A 14,750-nucleotide genomic window follows, 5' to 3' on the forward strand; every position below is an offset into this window, starting at 1 on the left:
GCCGGGTCCGCCCTTGGACCGCGTTCGGTTCGGTGCACCAGCCCACCGGGCAGGCCGCCGCCATCGATGGCGTTTGCGCACGCACGCCCGCCCACCCAGGACCGGCATGCGGCCAGTAATGGACCACCCCATCCGCCGGCCCCTCCGCGGCGCCCCTCAGGCCGGCCGGTCACACCGGCGTCTTAGTGTGCGTCCGTGATCATGCATCAGACAAGAGTGCGCAAGAGACATACCGTGCTGCTCTGGGCCGCGCTGGTGGCCCTCTTCGGCTCGACGCTGTCGACGGCGCAGTCAGCCACGGCCGCCGTGGCTCAGCCCGTCACCTCCCAACCGTTCGCGGCCAATTCGGAGGGCTACAAGTGCTTCCGGATCCCCCAGCTCGTCCACACGGCGAAGGGGATCCTGGCGATCGCCGAGGCCAGGGTCGACCACTGCGGCGACGCGGGTGACATAGACCTGGTCGCCAAGTGGTCTGCGGACGGCAAGACCTGGGAATCACTCCAGCTGCTCCGCGGCGCGGACGACGACGGCGGTTACGGCAACCCGGTCCCCGTGGTCATGGACGCCGCCCAGGGCCACGTCAACATCCTCTACGCCCGCAATGACGTCATCAACGGCAAGCGCCAGGCGCGGGAGCTGCGGGTGGTGCAGACCCTCGACGGCGGAAAGACCTGGTCGCCCAAGAAGCGGGTGCTGCCGAACCTGAAGGAGAGCGACTGGAAGTGGCTCTCGATCGGCCCCGGGAAGGCGGTGAAGCTGCCGTCGGGTCCGTTCGTGGTCTCGGGTGAATACCGCAGGGAGGTCGTGGTGAACGGGGTCGCCCAGGCCTACAGCGGTGTCGTCTTCTACTACAGCGACAACGGTCTGGACTGGGCGATCGGCGCCCGGTCCGAGGTCCCGACGGGTCAGGCCGCTCCCACCGAGCCGTCCACGACCGTGTTGCACGACGGCCGGATCTACGTCAACGCGCGTTCGACGCAGGCATGCGGTGTCCGGGACCGCCGCCTGGACGCCACACCGCATCCCAGAGCGTCGACCCGAACGCCCGGGTCACGTTCGCCCCGGTGGAGAAGCTGGAGGGCCCGCCGGTCTCCGGATCCCTGCTGACGCTGCCCGGCGGCCGCGTGCTGTACTCCGCCCCGACCCGCCAGGGCGCCGAGTCCAACGACCGCTTCAAGCTCGCCGTACGGACCGCTCCCGCTCCCGTTTCCGCTCCCGGCAGCGAGGCGAAGCCGATCTGGCCCACGACCGGCGCCGTGATCCACGCCGGGCCCCAGAACCAGGAGTTGAGGGCGGGCTACTCCGACATGGCGCAGCTGCCTAACGGGGTCATCGGCATGCTGTACGAGACGGCCGGCGGCAGCCCGCACGGCTTCGTCAACTTCACGACCTTCACCCCCGAGGCCCTCGGCGCGGCGCAGGAGGACCTGCGGGGCCGGTTCACGATGGACTACAGCGCCAACTCGAACAACGCCATGGTCCAGGGCGGCGCCCAGCTGGGAACGGTCGCGGCCACGGCCAAGTCCGGCAAGACCATGCTCTTCGACGGTGCCGACGACGTGGTCCGCGTGTCCTGCGACGACTCGCTGCGGCTCGGCAAGGACGACTTCACGGTCGCCGGCTGGGTCAAGTACGGCGCGTCCACCGTCGCGCGTCCGATCGTCGTCGGGTACGAGCAGGACAGCGCCGCTTCGTCCTTCAAGCTCACCGCGCAGCCCGACGGATCCGTCAAGGGGTCGATCAAGGGCCGGACCGTCGTGGATGACGTGGACGCCGACGGCAAGCCCATCAAGGCGCTGCGGGACGTGGTGCAGGAGGTGACCACGCCCACTGGGCTGGACAACGACAGCTGGCACCACGTGGTCCTCCAGCGCCAGGGCGCCGCGCTCATGCTGTCCGTGGACGGCCGGGCAAAGACCACGACGACGGCCGGAACCCAGCTGCCCGGGAAGGCGGGAGAGACGCAGAAGCCGGTCTCCGGCCTGCTGCTCGACCTCCGGGTGTCCCCCCAGGAGAACGTCCTGAGCCCCGGTCCCGACGATGCCCCCTTCAGCATCTTGCTCGGCTCGGACCGTGACTACAAGGTCCACTTCGCCGGCGCCGTGGACGAGTTCCAGATGTACCGCAAGGTCTTGGACCAGACGGAGCTGGACCTGCTCCGGTCGGGTGAGTACGTGACGGACAAGGAGCTGATCAGGCTCTCCTTCAACTCCCTCTGGAACCTGTAGCCCCCGGTCCCGCGGCCCGGACCCGACCTACGGTCCGGGCCGCCTTTCTCACCCTCACCGGGCTGAGCAGCTCCTACCGGACACAGTGCGGGCCGATCGAGTCGTCCTCCTGGCTGAGCCGCTGGTCAGGTGATGCGGCGGCCGGCCGCGATGCGTGGCGGGGATCAGTCGGTGGCGCCCGCCGAGCGGAGGGAGCGGCCGAGATCACCGACCAGCAGACGAGGGTGGCGCCGCCACCACCACATGTCGGTGGGGTCGAAACCGCTGATCCGGTGGAACTGTGACAAGGAGATGCCGTCATCGAAGACGGTGGCGGCCCGGAAACGGTCGTCGAGGGCTTTGATCTGCGGGGTCCACAGGACGATCGCGCGCTCCGTGAGGATCGGCCACGCCTCGTGCAGCCAGTTCCGGCTGTAGAGGTCGTTGGTGTACTCGTCCACCAGGTCGTCGTAACCGTGCTCGACTTTGGCCACGAGCCAAGCCCATGTGTCGACCATCTCTTGGACGGTGAATGCCTTGCGCCAGCCGCGTTGATGCAGGACTTCGCCTGCGGCCTGCTCGTCGTGGGGCTCCATATGCCGGAGCTTGGCATGCGGAACGGTCCGGTGACCATGGGTTTCCGCTGGTCACGGGAGTGACCGCGGCCCCAAAGGTTGTTAGCTGGCTCGAAGCTCCGGGTGTCCGATCCGCCGACGGCACGTCGTCAGCAAGTACCCGGGGCGTGGTCAGTCCCGGCGTCTGACCGGTTCTCCGAGCAGGTCGGTCAGCTCCGTTTCGATGGCGGTGAGGAGTGCCGATCCCCAGACGGTGAGGGTCTGCTCCCAGGGGTGGCCGAAGGTGCCAAGGCGTAGGTCCTGGGTGAGGTGGAGGAAGTAGTCACCGTTCGGATAGGTGCCCAGGCCGGGGCGGGGAGGCCGCCCCGGGATGTCAGTGCGGCGGGGGTCGTAGCGGTAGCCGTCGTGCTGCCAGTCCAGCCAGTACACGAACTCCCCGGGCTCGGTCGCGGCGAGCAGCCCGCGCTGGACAATCGCTTCGAGTTCCGCGGGGAGGTCCGCGGCGGGTCGGTGGTGGGAGTGCAGGTTCCAGACGGCCGAGGGGGACGGGTCGGTGATCGCGGGCCGGGAGGTGGTGCTGGGCTTGAAGTCGAAGTCCGCGTAGAAGCGGTCCCACAGCGGCCCGTTGTCGTGGAGCCAGTCGAGGAACTGCGCGGGGCGGGTGGATTCACTGACACCTGGCGGGTGCCAGTGGTAGGAGCGCACGGTGGTGGCCTCGGTGAAGCCGACCTCCAAAAGCCGCATGCGCAGTGGCCCGTCGGCCTCGGCGAGGAGGGGGCACCCGAGCCGGCTGTCGTGACGCCAACGGTCGGTGCAGGCCCGCACGAAGCCCTCATCGTCGCTGGTCAGGCCGCCGACGATCGTGAAAGGCTGCTCGTCGCCGTGGGCCCACGCGACCGCCGTGACCAGACCGTCCTCCAGCAGGACCTGGATGAGGACGTCGCCCTCGTCCGAGGAGCCATCCGCGATCATTTCGGCGTAGGGCACCGCGTGCGGGCCGGGAGATCCGACGGCGACCTTCCAGGTCTGCTCCGCCTGGCCCCGCACCCGGTACAGGTCGTACAGCCCGTCGCTGGGCTCCTGCCGTACGTTCAGAGGCTTCGCTCCCGCGAGTGCGTCGGCGATCAGCACGGAACGCTCCCAGCCGGGGGTGAAACCCGCCCCTGTCAGAGCTGGACCCAGGCCCGGTGAATCATGCCCGTACACCTTCCACTCCACCGGCTCGTCGCGCTCGGCGAACGCCATCTGCTGCCGGCGTACCAGCTCGGTCAGGTCGTCGCCGGATGCGAGGGGGGCGTGCTCGACGGTGCCGTGGGTCCCGTAGTGCCGACGCACGACCGGCCCGTCAGCCTCAACCACCACCCCGACCGGATGCCAGGCGGGAACCCGCCCCCGCAACCTGTTCCACTGCGCCCACTGCTCGCCCATGTCCATGATCCAGAGCCTAGGCGGTCCAGTGGATGCCCGGCAGGGGAGCCGGAAGCCCGTCCAACCACCCACCGCTCCGATCGCCAACCGGCTCTCGACGGTTCGCCTGGTCGCGGCTCGTGACCTGCGGAAATGCCGCTCGTTCCGAAATATGGAGCAATTCCTGCCCGCTGACCTCAAGGGGGTATCGTCGCCCGGTCACGGACGGTATTCGAATCGTCTGTCCAACCCAGGGAACCGACATGACTGATCTGAACTCGCTGCGGGCAAGCCTTGCGTCAGGTGAGCACGAGTTCGCCGACACCCTGGCCTTCGTCGCCGCGCATTACGAGTACCAGCCGCAGGCGTTCCGCAACGGGGAACTGGAAAATGCCGCGGGCGAGAACGAGGGTTCTTGTAAGACGCTGGGACTGGCCCTGCTGGAAGGGCTGAGCGACCAGGAGGCGCTGCTGGCATTCGGCGAGCACTATCGCAGTGTGCTCGCGACGCCGGACGGCACTGATCACGGCAACATTCGCAACCTCATGGCCCATGGCCTGGCAGGCGTGAGCTTCGCCGGGCAGCCGTTGACCCGCAAGAGCTGAAGGGAGGTGGCCGCATCCAGCGGATGCGGCCACCTCGTACGGGCTACTCGCGCGCTAACGGCAGTTGTGTGCTCCGCTGACTGCCGTGCCGACCGTGAGGTCGACGAGGTTGCCGGTCAGGCCAGGCACCACGACGTGCGCGGCGGTGACTTTCAGGCCGGTGTCCGCGCCGGGCGTCGGTGACTGCTCGTTGACGGTGATACGGCCACCGCCCGGCAGCTCGACGGTGCTGTTGGGCGCGGTGGGCACGGTCACGGGGGCACCCGCGACGCGGAGCGTCAAGGTTGCCGATCCGGTCGCGGCGGCGCAGGTGCTCCGGGACTCGGCGGTCACCCCGGAGATCTCGATCACCGGTACGCCCGGCAAGCCGATGCGCACCTTCTCGATCTCCGACGTGGCCCGCGAAGTGCCGGGCGCCAGGCTGGTGGTCACCTCCGGGCACAGGGTGCCGGCGCTCACCAGCAGCGTGCCCGCCGAGGCCGCGCACGGGGTGTCGGTCCGGGAGGCCTTGGCGGTACGGACCGGCCCGGTGTCCGGGGTCGGCGCGATCGACAGGGAGACGAGCGGAAGACGTACGGAGCCGCTCAGACCGGTTGCCTGGCCGGTGTAATGCTCTAGCCGGGCCTCGGCCGCGTCGCGCGAGCCCAGGTAGTAGGCGTCACCGGCGAAGTCCGCCGTCACGGGAACGGTCGCCTCCGCGTTCAGCGGCTGGTCGACCGACGCGATGGTGCAGCGCGCGGTGCCTCGCTCGTCCGTGGCCGCCGTGCACGACTGCCTGGCGGTGCCCTCCCCCAGTGCCAGTTGTACGGTGCGGCCCTGAACGGGGGTCACGCCGGTCTCGCCCTCGGTCAAGTCGGCTGAAAGGAGGCCCGGTTCGGCGTTGGCGACGCGTTTCACGCCCGTATAGCGGAGGTCGGTGGGCAGTTTGAGGATGGTGAAGTCGACTGAGGTGGAACTCGGCTCGTACTTGGCCGTCCCCGAGTAGCTGATCTGCAGGGTCTTCGTGCCGGGCGCGTCCACCGGCGTGAGCTGGCAGGCGGCGTTGCCCGACGATCCGGGGACCGTGGTGCACGAGGCCCCGCCGAGCGTGAACCTGACCGTGCCGCCGGTCACGGCGCCGTCGGCGCTCGTCACGCGTGCCGATGCGGTGAACGGGGCGTGGTAGGGCGCGGAACGCGGTCCCGTGTAGGTGACCGTGGTCGCCTTGGGAGCCGGCGGGTTGGGCCCGGGGTCTTCATCGGGCCGCAGCTGGGGGTCGTACACGTACTCCGTGATGCTGGGGAAGTCCTCCTGCGCGGCGGCACCGGAGCCGGCACCCGCGGTGGCCGCGCCGCCTCCGCCGGGAGCCGGGGTCGGATTGGCCTGAACGACCTTCGCGTGGCAGTCCCGGTCGAGACTCTCGTCGCAGTTCCAGTGGTACTTCTGCTCGAAGGGAACTTCCATGGTCTGCGGACCGCTGTTCAGGTCCCTGCAGTCCTTCGACGAACGGTGCCAGTGGAAGGTGAACGCGTGCTTGTTGACGCCGTACCGGGTCCACACCTTCTGACCCCGCGGGACGATGATGCTGAACGGCAGCGTGACCGACATCGACGACGTCACCGTGGTGCCCTTGCTCAGACCACCCGACGCGGACGCCTTGAATTTGTCGAAGCCGTACTCAATGCTCCAGTTCTGGCTCCATGTCACCGACTCGGACCGTGTCTTGTCCTCGGTGACCGACATGGTCCAACGGCCGCCGATGTCGTCCGGGCTGCCGAAGGTGGGCGTGAAGTCATACCATTTGTCCGGCAGGACTTCGTCGATCACCATGGTCAGCGGGTCCATGGTGCATGCGCCGTCCACCGGGGTGATGGTCCAGCGCTGACGGTCGAAGCCGAGGTAGGCCCCACTGATGACCTGAGGCGGGTCGGCGCTGAGGAAGCGCTCCGTCTTCGGGTTGAAGATGACACGGCGATCGACCGTGGACGACTGCCATTCCTGGTACGGATTCCGCTGGTTGGGGTCGCAGGGCATCGTGTAGATGCGGCCCTCGGCGTTCCCGTCGAGGCAGAGACCGGTCTGCACGTTGACGAGGGTTTTGCCGACTGCCTGCCACTGTTGCGTGTAGTTCTCGCGGTCCGGTGCGCAGGGCCTGGAGTAGACGTGACCCTCGTAGTCACTGTCCAGGCAGTTGTGGAACTCGTGGTCGGCGATGGTTGCGGCGGTGTTCTCGCCTGCGAGCGCGCTCAAGGGCCCCGACTCGGCGGCCACCGCGCTGCTCGGCGGCACGGCGAGCCCCAGGCCCAGAAGTAATGCCAGTACTGCCAACAGGGCGAACAACCTGCCCCGGCTCTCCCCCGTACTCACGGTGTTTGCTCCTTCCTGACGGGAACGGGGATTGTCGCGAACGAACTTCTGCGCCGGCCCGCCTATTCGGAACACAAGCGGACCAGGCATTCTGCCGAAGCCGCAGTGCCATTACGGGCTGCGGCCCGCGTACCCGTTCCCCACCCGCGAGGCCGTTTCGGCCTCCTGAATAAGTGGTCCTCACGCAACCATCGTGGCGAGGGCATGTCAACGCACGAACAGTGGAGCTTTTGGGGAGGCTGGTACTGCAGCCTGAGAAGCCGTATCCCACCGATCGGTGGCCACTGCCAGGCGGGTACGGGCGGCAGTCGGGGGCAGCTGGTGGTCAGGTAGCCGTTCGGGGGTGCAGGGGCCGCTACGGGTGCCCCAGCGGGCCTGATCGCTGCCTGCAGACGCCGTCCGCGGTGTTGAGCGCTTCCCATGCGGCCGTCGAGGTCTGACGCCAAGCAGGCCGGCACTGCCCGCTGGTTTGTCGATTACCGGGTCAGTCCGGCTTTCGCGAGGACTTCCTCGAGAGTCAGCGTCGAAGCCACGTCATGGACCATGGCCTCAGGCGGCGCTGCAAAGACGTCGCCCAAAGCGGCCATGAGCGCCTCGAATTCGTTCCTGAAGTGCCTGTAGACGGCATCCAGGCTGGTCCACTGCTCGATGATCACGAAGGTATTCGGCGCTTCGACATCTTCGGCGATCCGATAACCCTCGCAACCCTCCTCAGTACGGGTCCGAGCTGCGTTGCCGCGAACCACCTCAAGCCAGTGCTCGCGTCGCTCCGGCTTGATCGAGGCTCTGACCACTTGGAGAACCATGCCCTGCTCCCTACCTCGCCCCGCGCCGCGTCTTCTGCGTTCGCTCAGATGTGGTGTCCTGCCCAGTAGACCGCCCCGGGAAGCCGACCACCTGTCGTTGTACGCCGCTCGTGTCAGGTGCCGGGGCAGGCCACCTACCTGCACCCCCGCCGCCGTCCGGAAGGCGCTCTGCTCTGCTCTGCTCAGCCGCGCAGGTGATGTCCGAAGGGCAGCGTGTCCCAGGGCATCGAGCGGACTTCCGCCTCGGGTCCTCTCCCGTCCAGAACTCGGGCAGGGGCCGCCTCGATCACGGGTTGTTCCTCGCCCGCCCGAAGCATGGCCCGTACCAGCGTTTCCCGCAGCTGGTCGGCCACGTCGCGATGCGAGACCAGCCCGGCCAGATTCTCCAGTTCGTAGGGATCAGTCCCCAGGTCGTAGAGCTCCGTCTCGCGGTAGTGCGAAGCGCCGGCGTCCTGCCACGGGTCGGCCTGCGGGGCGCTGACCGCGTACTTCCACCGCGCCGTGCGCACCGCCCGCCCCACGTGGGACTCGCTGATCTGGACGAAGACCTCCTGCGGGCGTTCCGGGTCGTCGCCCCCGCCCAGCAGGGGGAGCAGCGAGCGACCCTGCGTCGCTGCCGGCACGGACAGGCCCGCGGCCTCGATGAGCGTCGGCATCAGGTCGATGGTGCTCACCGGCCGCTCCACGCGCCCACCGCCGGTGAATCCGGACCCCGTCAAAGCCAGCGGCACCCGAATGGAGGCATCGTGCGCGGAACGCTTGTACTCCTCGTTACGGGTACGGAAGTGCGATCCGTGGTCGGCCGTCCAAGCCAGCACCGTGGAGTCGGTGAGGCCAAGGCTGCGCAAGCTGTCCCGGAGCCTTCCGACACCTTCGTCGACCCGCTTGATCTGCCCGAGGTAACCGGCGAGGTGGCGGTGGGCACCGCCCTGCGGGGCCCCGGGAGTGAGGGCCGCGAGGTCCGGCGGCAGCCAGCGGCCTTCGTAGCGTTCGCGGTAGCCGAGCGGGGCCGGGTAGTCGTCGGTGGCGTTCTGGTGGTGTGGTTCCAGGAAGGAGACGAACAGGAGGAAGGGACGGGTGTGGTGGTCAGCGACGAAACGGATGGCGGCGTCGATGAGGGCGTCGGAACGGAAGCCGATCAGGCGTACCGGATCTCCCTGCTCGTCGAAGAGGACCGTGCGGTAGGCATCCGAGGTGAACTCCAGCAGGTCGCTGGCGAGCCACCGCTGGTAGCCGCCGCGCCGTTCGGGGGCTACCGGCCCGGCTTCTGCGGCGTCCGCTCCCCCGAGATGCCACTTCCCGATGTAACCGGTGACGTAGCCGGCCTGTGCGAACACCGAAGCAAGGGTGGGGATGCCGGTGGGAATCGGCACACCGTTGCGGAAGACTCCGGTCGCGGTCGGATAGCGACCGGTCTGCAGAGCGGCGCGGGCGGGGCCGCAGACGGGCTGCGGTGTCAGCGCCTGTGCGAAGTGCGTTCCGCCGCGTGCGATTGCGTCGAACTCCGGTGTGACGTCGGCCGGATTGCCGTGGACACCGGTCGTGTCCCAGCGCTGCTGGTCCGTGAGAACGACGATCACGTTGGGCGGCGGTCTCACGTCGGTGTCCTGCTTCCGTTGCGGGAGGAATGCCGGCGAGGTGCGGGGGGCGGGGGCGCGGCGCCTGTTGGTGTTGAGCATGTCGCCGCGTCCAGAAGACGCTGCAGCATAACCGGCGGGCACGACCGGCGGCTTGGCTTCCGGGGTGGTGGGGCTGTCGATCGCGTTCGCGCTCGCCTCAGCGGCTCCGGAGCTGCGCGTGGTGGTGGCGGGCCGGCTTATGGCCGGGGCGGTGCTCGGCGTCCTCGGAGAGGTGACGGCCGCCTCGGCCGGTTCGCGACGCGGACGGCTGTGCCTGGCCATGGCCGTGGAGGCGGCGCAGCGCTGGCCGGCTTGGCGGGAAGCTGTGAGGGAGGCGGCCGGCGCTGCGGCACCCCCTGTGACGGGTACGCGTACCCGTACGGGTACGGGTACGGGTACGGGTACGGGTACGTTCGTCCTGCTGAACGAGTCTCCAGTCGGATGGACGAGGAATCTCTGGCCGCGCTCGCCGCGGCCGGCCGCGAACATACCCTGCCCCTCGAAGAAGTCGATCCGGCGGCCATACCCGGCCTGCGGCGCCTGCGCCCCTCCGGCCGGCTGCGGGCCGTCGACGCCCGTTACGTACTGTGGAGCGGGGGCTCGGTGACGGCACCTGTGGTGGTGCTGGCTGCCGGAGCATGGACCACCAGCTCCTGGAGGCCCTCGACGGCCACCTCCCGGCCCTGCCGGTGGTCGCCGGCACCGGCACCCCAAGGCAGAGGGGCCGGCGATCACGCGCAGGGCCCTGCGCCGTAGGGAAGGCACCTGCCTGCCGGGCCGGTAACACGTTCCGGGCAAACGTGGGCGCATCGGCCATAACTGGAAACCTGGTGGGGACCCTGCACCCGGACCCCGACCGTGAAGGAGCTCCCGCATGCGCCTGTTCCACACCGACGCCCTCGCCCGCTCGGGGGAGGCGGCGGCTGCGGGCCCGTTTCGCCTCCGACGGTTACCTGCCGCTGCCCTCCCTGCTCACTCCGTACGGGCGCGAGTGCTTGCGCACGGAGGCCCGGCGGCTGGAACGGCTGGCGCGGCGCCGGCAACTTCACCATGGACTGCATGGACGGCTCGCCCCGCCACATGACCACCTCGGCACGCGAGCCGTACACGTAGCGAGGGCATCGAACCGCGCGGCCCCTTCGGCGTCACCTCCAGGCGGGTCGAACCACATCAGCACCGTGTCCAGGGCGGCGGGGCAACGCTGTCACGCGATGGCATGAAGTGGAAGGGCCGGTTGCTCCAGTTCCATTCCCGCGCTCTGGATTCTTCGGAGTCCGGCGTCTACGGATGTCGAGAATGCCTCATCAGCTCCGTCTCAGGGACAGCGACGGCCACCACCGGCCGCACGAAGCAGAAGGAACCAGCATGGCGATTCAGCGGATGGACAACGTCGGCATCGTAGTAGAGGACATGGATGCCGCCATCGCGTTCTTCGTGGAACTCGGAATGGAGCTGGAGGGCAGGGCGGAGGTCGAGGGCCCCTTCGCCGACCAGTGCACCGGACTCGACGGCGTCCGCTGCGACATCGCGATGCTCCGGACCCCGGACGGTCACAGCCGGCTCGAGCTGGCGAAGTACCACAGACCCGCGGTGATCAGCGCGGGGCCGCGCAACAAGCCTCACAACGTTCTGGGCACGCACCGCGTCATGTTCGCGGTCGACGACATCGAGGACACCGTTGCCCGACTGCGCCCTCACGGCGCCGAACTCGTCGGTGAGATCGCCCGGTTCGAGGACAGCTATCTGCTCTGCTACCTCCGCGGCCCAGAAGGCATCATCGTCGGACTGGCCGAGCAGCTGAGCTGAGGAGGAGAACTCGAACCCTGCAGCCGAACGAGAACACCGCGGTAAATCGGGTGCGGGGCGCTGGCCTCGGAATGTTTCCTCACCTCATGCACACGACGAGACTGGTGCGCCTCCACCCCTGGGCGGACAACGACCTGTGGCTACTCCGGCGCCGCAACACGCTGGAGCTGACGACGCGCCTGGGCGGCCCCGAACCGGACACTGCCCTCCTCGCCCGCCACCGCCGCTGGGTGGCCATGAGCGCGGGAGCTCCGCACGAGGGCCGGGTGTTCCGCGTGGAGTCGCCGGCAAACGACACCGTGGGTACGGTCTCCTTCTTCCCGAAGGAACACGACGGAGAGCCGATCTTTGAAGTGGGCTGGGGCATCCTCCCCGAACACCAACGCCAAGGCTGGGCGACGGCCTCCGTCAAAGCCCTCCTTGCCCACCTCGCCGCTCTTCCTTCGGCGCACCGCCGACCCGCGGTCCACGCCTTCCCCCGAGTGGCAAACGCGGCCTCGAACGCGGTCTGCCGCACGGTGGGCTTCACCCTCCTCTCCGAAGTGGTGCTCGAATACCCCCCGGGCCAGCACCACCCCAGCAACAACTGGCGCTTCACCCTCCCCTGAAACCCGGAGGAGGCCTCGGCCCACCGATCACGTTCGGAGCCAGATGGTGAGGGCTGCCGCGGTTGCGGTGCCGAGCAGACCTGGCGGCGCTTGCCGTAGCGGGTGGCCACGGCCCCGTGCTGCTTGAGCTGGTTGATGGCCCGCTCCCGACGATGTCACGCCTCCGACTGGCACCCGCTTCGGCTGCTCCCGACGTGGCTGGAGCCGCAGGGAAGGGGCGCTGACGGGCTATTTTGTGAGGAGGTGGGTCGGGTCAAACACAGGGGGTGTCGGTGTCGAGGCTGAGACTGTCCAGCACGAAGGGCTGGGGCCAGGGAAGTGGCGATGGCGCCGCCGTCGCCCGACAAAGCAGCGGAGGTGTGCGTTGTCTCTTCACCCGCATGCCCCACGGAGCCTGAGGTGACCGATTCGGCTCAGGGTCCCCGTGCCCTTCCGGACCCCTACGCGACTTACGCGGCCACCCGGTCCCTCTGCCCGGTACAGTCCGTGCCCTCCGGTGTCGGAGGGCGTTCCGGCTACCTGGTCACCGGCTACGCGGAGGCCCGTGAGGCCCTCAGGGACTCCCGTCTCTCGAAGGACACCGGCGCCTTCTTCGCGGGCAAGGAATCTCGGCGCCGCCTGCATCCGGCGGTGGCCCACACCATGCTGGCCAGCGACCCGCCCCGGCACACCCGGCTCCGGAGGCTGGTGACCAAGGCGTTCACGACCGGGGCTGTCAAGGAGCTGCGTCCCTTCATCGCCCGAGTCACCGACGAGCTGCTGGACCAGTGGCCCGTCGGCGAACCACTCGACTTCGTGGCCCGCCTGGCGGTGCCACTGCCCGTCATCGTCATCTGCCAGCTGCTCGGAGTGCCGCAGGCCGACCGGTCCGCGGTCCAGCGGTGGTCCGCAGAACTGTTCGCGGCGGGAGAGCCCGAGGTCATCGACGCGGCCTCTCACGCGATGGCCGGTTACATGACGGACCTCATTGCCGCCAAGCGCCTGGACCCCGGCAACTCTCTCTTGGACCGGCTCATCTCGGCGCGGGACGGAGAGGACCGCCTGAGCGAGAAGGAGCTCGTCTCCCTGGCCGTGCTGCTGCTCGCGGCCGGACACGAGACCACCACCAATGCTCTGGGCAACGCCCTCTTGACCCTGCTCCAGCACCCGGCCGCGCTCGATCGCCTCCGCGACGATCCGGACCAGATCCCTGCCGCGCTGGACGAACTGCTCCGCTTCGACTCGGCGGTGAGCATGGCGACCTTCCGGTTCACCACGGAGGCCGTCACGCTCGGCGGTACCGAGATCCCGGCTGGTGTCCCGGTCCTGGTGGCGCTGGGGGCAGCCAACCGGGACCCGGCCCGGTTCCCGGCGCCGGACCACCTCGACCTGGACCGGGACGCGGCTGCTCATCTCGCGTTCGGCCACGGAATCCACCGTTGCATCGGCGCCCCCTTGGCCATGGCGGAGGGGGAGATCGCCTTGCGAGTGGTGCTGACCCGTTTCCCCGGAATCCGCCTCGCCGTGCCGCCCGAACGACTGGAGTGGCGCCGCACCCGTCTCATCCGGGGGCTGGCCTCACTTCCGGTCCTGGTCTAAGAGGTCGTCTCGTTTGGTGCTGAAGTGCCCAGAGTGGAGTTCGGTCGGTTCAGGTATCAGGGGCGGACAGCACCGTTAGGCGGCACTGTGGGCCGGTTCAGCCGCCAGATCACGTCGGTCCCGCTGTCTGAGGGGGCTGCGGGCGGTGTTATCTGTTCACGTCGGACTTCGGTGAAGCCCAATCGGGGTGGTATGGCGCCGCTGGAGATGTTGGCCAGGTCGTGCACAATTTCCAGGTACTCCACGTCCGGCAGGGCGAATGCCTCGGTCACCATGGCCGCCGTCGCTCTTGTGGCGATGCCCTGGCCGGTGGCGGCGGGGTGCAGCCAGTACCCCATGATCCGACCCTGAGGGTCGGTGCCGCGGTAGGTCGAGCACATGCCGATGAGCGTGACATCCCTGGTGATGGCGTAGTTGTACGCGTCACCGCTGTCCCAGCTCGCGTCGGACCTCGCGAGGAAGTTGCGAGTGCTCTCCTCGCTGTGATGGGCGACCCACGGCATCCACGGTCGCAGGTGGTCCAAAGACTCCTCGATCAGCTTGAACGCCGGATCAAAGTCGTTCTCTCCCCTCCAGCGTCGCAGGGTGAAGTCTCCGCACTCGATGACCTGCCTTGGCCGCCTCATGGCGGCCATGATTGCCTCGCCGAGCGATTCGCCGCAATGAGATTTCGAAGCACCGGTAAGCCGTCTACCTCGCCAGGCGGCGGTAGCACATGAGTGCGGAGGCGAGGCCGGCGGAGGCGAGGAAGTGTGCGGCTTTGCGCTCATAGCGGCGGTGCAGGCGACAGCACCCCGCCAGCCACGCCGCTGTCCGCTCCACGGTCCAACGGTGGCGACCCAGTGGCTGGGAGGACTCGATGCCCTTGCGGGCAATGCGTGGGGTGATGTTCCGCGAGCGCAGCCATGATGTGGCCGCCGAAGGTGAGGCGGTCGACGATGGCCGCGAAGAGCCGGGGGCACAGACTCCAGAGACGACCCTCACTTGATCATCACGTCTGGGCCGTGGTCAGCCGCTGAATGGGGTCGAGGTGAGCGGCGTGGGACCATCTCGACATGCGCCTGGTGACTGACGGAGCCACGCCAACCCCGCGGTTGGTACTGGTCAAGGACCTCAAAACTGACGACGGGTACGCCTTCGAGCTGGCGAGCCCGCTTTTCCTGGCTGCCGGTGATCGAATCGCTTTTGAAGAC

12 protein-coding genes and 1 pseudogene are annotated in these 14,750 nt (G+C 68.6%); 6 read left to right on the forward strand and 7 right to left on the reverse strand.

Annotated features, from left to right (window positions below):
- Positions 1-216: 216 nt before the first annotated feature.
- Together ACIP5M_RS09120 and ACIP5M_RS09125 are read left to right on the forward strand one after the other, a co-directional pair.
- A complete protein-coding gene (locus ACIP5M_RS09120) occupies positions 217-1,107 on the forward strand; it encodes an exo-alpha-sialidase (protein ID WP_401193940.1) in 891 nt (296 codons plus the stop codon).
- A complete protein-coding gene (locus tag ACIP5M_RS09125) occupies positions 1,065-2,228 on the forward strand; it encodes a LamG-like jellyroll fold domain-containing protein (RefSeq protein WP_401193943.1) in 1,164 nt (387 codons plus the stop codon). The genes ACIP5M_RS09120 and ACIP5M_RS09125 overlap by 43 nt, the downstream gene beginning before the upstream one ends.
- 164 nt (positions 2,229-2,392) lie before the next feature.
- On the opposite strand, the gene ACIP5M_RS09130 is transcribed toward ACIP5M_RS09125, so the two are convergent.
- Entirely contained in the window at positions 2,393-2,803 is a 411-nt protein-coding gene (locus ACIP5M_RS09130) for a hypothetical protein (RefSeq protein ID WP_401193946.1), read from the reverse strand.
- 150 nt (positions 2,804-2,953) lie between these two features.
- Positions 2,954-4,216 (reverse strand): DUF2716 domain-containing protein, encoded by a 1,263-nt coding sequence (locus ACIP5M_RS09135; protein ID WP_401193949.1) that lies wholly within the window; start codon positions 4,214-4,216, stop codon positions 2,954-2,956.
- A 236-nt stretch (positions 4,217-4,452) separates the two neighbouring features.
- Between ACIP5M_RS09135 and ACIP5M_RS09140 the strand changes: the two genes are divergently transcribed.
- A complete protein-coding gene (locus ACIP5M_RS09140; RefSeq protein WP_401193952.1) occupies positions 4,453-4,794 on the forward strand; it encodes a HopJ type III effector protein in 342 nt (113 codons plus the stop codon).
- Between the two features lie 54 nt (positions 4,795-4,848).
- On the opposite strand, the gene ACIP5M_RS09145 is transcribed toward ACIP5M_RS09140, so the two are convergent.
- The 3 genes from ACIP5M_RS09145 to ACIP5M_RS09155 form a co-directional block, all read right to left on the reverse strand.
- Positions 4,849-7,140, reverse strand: coding sequence for a choice-of-anchor P family protein (locus tag ACIP5M_RS09145; RefSeq protein WP_401193954.1), 2,292 nt, complete (start codon positions 7,138-7,140; stop codon positions 4,849-4,851).
- A gap of 476 nt (positions 7,141-7,616) precedes the next feature.
- Positions 7,617-7,946, reverse strand: a complete 330-nt coding sequence (locus ACIP5M_RS09150) for a putative quinol monooxygenase (protein WP_401193957.1) — start codon at positions 7,944-7,946, stop codon at positions 7,617-7,619.
- A 182-nt stretch (positions 7,947-8,128) separates the two neighbouring features.
- Positions 8,129-9,544: a sulfatase-like hydrolase/transferase gene (locus ACIP5M_RS09155; protein WP_401193959.1), complete on the reverse strand. Its 1,416-nt coding sequence runs from the start codon at positions 9,542-9,544 to the stop codon at positions 8,129-8,131.
- 1,386 nt (positions 9,545-10,930) lie between these two features.
- Here ACIP5M_RS09155 and ACIP5M_RS09160 point away from each other — a divergent pair.
- From ACIP5M_RS09160 to ACIP5M_RS09170, 3 genes are all read left to right on the forward strand, one after another.
- Positions 10,931-11,371: a VOC family protein gene (locus ACIP5M_RS09160; protein ID WP_401193961.1), complete on the forward strand. Its 441-nt coding sequence runs from the start codon at positions 10,931-10,933 to the stop codon at positions 11,369-11,371.
- 86 nt (positions 11,372-11,457) lie between these two features.
- Positions 11,458-11,979, forward strand: a complete 522-nt coding sequence (locus tag ACIP5M_RS09165) for a GNAT family N-acetyltransferase (RefSeq protein ID WP_401193963.1) — start codon at positions 11,458-11,460, stop codon at positions 11,977-11,979.
- A gap of 399 nt (positions 11,980-12,378) precedes the next feature.
- Positions 12,379-13,557 carry a cytochrome P450 gene (locus ACIP5M_RS09170; protein ID WP_401193966.1) on the forward strand — a complete coding sequence of 393 codons (1,179 nt, stop codon included), beginning with the start codon at positions 12,379-12,381 and terminating at the stop codon, positions 13,555-13,557.
- Between the two features lie 56 nt (positions 13,558-13,613).
- On the opposite strand, the gene ACIP5M_RS09175 is transcribed toward ACIP5M_RS09170, so the two are convergent.
- The gene (locus ACIP5M_RS09175; RefSeq protein ID WP_401193969.1) at positions 13,614-14,192 is read right to left on the reverse strand and encodes a GNAT family N-acetyltransferase; all 579 of its coding nucleotides are present in this window, start codon (positions 14,190-14,192) and stop codon (positions 13,614-13,616) included.
- A gap of 55 nt (positions 14,193-14,247) precedes the next feature.
- Positions 14,248-14,457: pseudogene (locus ACIP5M_RS09180) on the reverse strand (transposase); the annotation flags it as partial.
- Positions 14,458-14,750: the final 293 nt, after the last annotated feature.

It is taken from the genome of Streptomyces sp. NPDC088762 (assembly GCF_044750905.1).
Classification (GTDB): domain Bacteria; phylum Actinomycetota; class Actinomycetes; order Streptomycetales; family Streptomycetaceae; genus Streptomyces.

Excerpts from the sequence above, each read along its gene's own strand:
- ACIP5M_RS09165 (WP_401193963.1), top strand. The coding sequence starts at position 11,458 with ATGCACACGACGAGACTGGTGCGCCTCCACCCCTGGGCGGACAACGAC.
- ACIP5M_RS09150 (WP_401193957.1), bottom strand. The coding sequence starts at position 7,946 with ATGGTTCTCCAAGTGGTCAGAGCCTCGATCAAGCCGGAGCGACGCGAG.
- ACIP5M_RS09130 (WP_401193946.1), bottom strand. The coding sequence starts at position 2,803 with ATGGAGCCCCACGACGAGCAGGCCGCAGGCGAAGTCCTGCATCAACGC.
- ACIP5M_RS09140 (WP_401193952.1), top strand. The coding sequence starts at position 4,453 with ATGACTGATCTGAACTCGCTGCGGGCAAGCCTTGCGTCAGGTGAGCAC.
- ACIP5M_RS09175 (WP_401193969.1), bottom strand. The coding sequence starts at position 14,192 with ATGGCCGCCATGAGGCGGCCAAGGCAGGTCATCGAGTGCGGAGACTTC.
- ACIP5M_RS09135 (WP_401193949.1), bottom strand. The coding sequence starts at position 4,216 with ATGGACATGGGCGAGCAGTGGGCGCAGTGGAACAGGTTGCGGGGGCGG.
- ACIP5M_RS09160 (WP_401193961.1), top strand. The coding sequence starts at position 10,931 with ATGGCGATTCAGCGGATGGACAACGTCGGCATCGTAGTAGAGGACATG.